Annotated in this window: 3 protein-coding genes; all 3 read left to right on the top strand. The window is 62.2% G+C overall.

The features are described from left to right. Positions 1–384: 384 nt before the first annotated feature. Genes BFP93_RS17650 through BFP93_RS17660 form a run of 3 tightly spaced genes read left to right on the top strand, consistent with a single transcriptional unit; the run spans position 385 to position 2,083 of the window. Positions 385–1,305, top strand: coding sequence for an arginase family protein (locus tag BFP93_RS17650; protein ID WP_065894034.1), 921 nt, complete (start codon positions 385–387; stop codon positions 1,303–1,305). After that, complete coding sequence (locus BFP93_RS17655; RefSeq protein ID WP_065885975.1) at positions 1,302–1,682, top strand: EamA family transporter; 381 nt, start codon at positions 1,302–1,304, stop codon at positions 1,680–1,682. The genes BFP93_RS17650 and BFP93_RS17655 overlap by 4 nt, the downstream gene beginning before the upstream one ends. After that, a complete protein-coding gene (locus tag BFP93_RS17660) occupies positions 1,679–2,083 on the top strand; it encodes an EamA family transporter (RefSeq protein WP_065885976.1) in 405 nt (134 codons plus the stop codon). Before BFP93_RS17655 ends, BFP93_RS17660 begins: the two co-directional genes overlap by 4 nt. Positions 2,084–2,251: the final 168 nt, after the last annotated feature.

Below are 2,251 nucleotides of genomic sequence, written 5' to 3' on the forward strand. Positions count from 1 at the left end.
CACCGAGCCTAAGCGAGGTGCCGAGTGGTGGGGCAAGAGCGTTTTGCTTACTTTTGCGCTTTTCAAAAGTGAGCCGCCGTAAGGGCGGAACCCAAAGAAGCCGTGACCGCAGAAACGGATATGTACCCGGTCCAATCCAGCATCCTGGTCGGCCCCGAGGCCGCCATCGGGGGCAAGTCGAATCGTCGCACCGCCCCTCCCACATTTGGACCCCGGAGCGTCAGGTAGACACGCGTTGGCTAATGCGGCCGTCACGGGAGCAAGCCCCCTCACACATTGTGATCTGTGCAGGTTTGAATATTTAGCTGGCCCGCCCCTTGCATTGACCCCCTAAAGCCCACCCGGTCTGCGGCTGGGCGCTGCCATTAGGGGTGAAACATTACCTTGAACATTCTTGACCTCGACCACAGCCTCACCGGTCAGGCGCCGATTGCCCGGCGGTTGGCCAGCGGCCGGGCGACGCGCCTCGATCTGCTGGACCTGGGCCCGAAACTGCGCCTATGGTCCACGGAAAAAACCTGGAAGCGCTTTGTAGAGCGCCTGGCCCAACGGCCACGACCCAGCAATGCACGCCCGGAAATCCTGTTCGTCGGCTCCGGCGACTACCACCACCTCACGCCGGCGTTCCTGGCCGACCTGAAGGAGCCCGTCAGCCTTATCCACTTCGACAACCACCCCGACTGGGTGCGCTTTGCGCCCAAGCGTCACTGTGGTTCGTGGGTCAACCGCGCACTGAAAATGCCGGCGATCAAACGCATCGTCACCCTGGGGCCTTGCAGTGACGACCTGCATAACCCGCAACTGCGCGGCGGTAACCTTGGCGCCCTCAAGCGCGGGCAATTGCAGCTGTTTCCCTGGCAGCACCCGCCGTCGCAGGTGTGGGGGCGGATCGGCGATGGCGCCGGGCACCAACAGCAGGAAAACCACCTGCACTGGCGCAACCTGGCGGAACTGGATTGGGCGGCCTTCCTCAAGGAGATGATCGCCAGCCTGCCCACCGAAGCGATCTGGATCACCATCGACAAAGACGTACTGGCCAGCGAAGACGCCGCCACCAATTGGGACCAGGGTGGCATGCGCCTGAGCCACTTGCTCCAGGCCCTGCGGGCGTTGGCGGCGCATAAACGCATCCTTGGCATCGACGTGTGCGGCGAGTTTGCGCCGCCGGCCTTCAGCAACGCCTTCAAGCGCTGGGAGGCCAAGTCCGACCAGCCACCGCCCGAGCGGTGGAGCGCGCAGGATTTGCAGCGCAATGCGGCGACCAATGAAGCCTTGATCGACCTGTTTGAGGAGCTGTTCCCGTGACCCTGACCGTGGTGCTGTTGCTGGCGTTTTCGATTGTTCTCGATGTGATTGGCCAGTTGTGTTTCAAGCTGGGCGTGGACCGTTTACCGCAACTTGAGGGCGGTTTTCGCCTGCGCGCGTTCTGGGGCCAGGTGTTCAATGCGCCGCTGCTCTGGGCCGGCGTCGGGGCTTATGTGATCGAGTTTTTCGTCTGGCTCGAAGCTTTGTCCCGTGCGCCGTTGAGCCTGCTGTTTCCGCTGGCGGCGTTGGCCTATTGCCTGGTGGTGCTGGCGGGCAGGGTCGTGCTCAAGGAAACCGTCAGCCGACGGCGTTGGCTGGGCACGCTGGTGATTACTTTCGGTGTGATGTTGGTGGCGATTGCGGGAGGCCAGGCATGAGTACGCAAACCCTCGATACGGGCTGGCTGCATGGGCGTCTTGGCACGTTGGTGCTGTGGGCGCTGTTGATCGCCACTGAAAGTGCCGGGCAACTGTTTACCAAGGTGGCCGGTGATCAATTGGGCCAGATGGATTTCAACTGGCAGTGGCTGACACAGGTGGCGCGCAACCCCGGGATTCTGGCGGCGATTGCCAGTTATCTCGGCGCTTTTTTTGTGTGGATGCTGATCCTGCGGCGCAGCAGTTTGTCTTTGGCCTTTCCACTGAGTTCGCTGGTGTTTGTGGCGGTGCTGCTGGGGTCCTGGCTGGGGCTGGGGGAGCACATCAGCGTTTTGCACTGGGTGGGTGTGGCGGTGATTGTGGCGGGGATTGCGCTGTTGGCGGAGGGAGAAGAGAACTGACCGGTCTGGTAGGTCGACCTCGGTTCAACATGTGGGAGGGGGCTTGCCCCCGATAGCGGCCTCAGAGCCGGCCGGGATGTTGGATCAGATCGAGTACATATCCGTTTCTGCGGTCACGGCCACTTAGGGTTCCGCCCTGACGGCGGCTCACTTTTGAAAAGCGCAAAA

The organism is Pseudomonas sp. 44 R 15 (genome assembly GCF_900004965.1).
Lineage (GTDB): Bacteria > Pseudomonadota > Gammaproteobacteria > Pseudomonadales > Pseudomonadaceae > Aquipseudomonas > Aquipseudomonas orientalis_A.

Bases quoted from the DNA above. Each gene is read 5' to 3' on its own strand.
- BFP93_RS17660 (WP_065885976.1), top strand. From the start codon at position 1,679: ATGAGTACGCAAACCCTCGATACGGGCTGGCTGCATGGGCGTCTTGGC.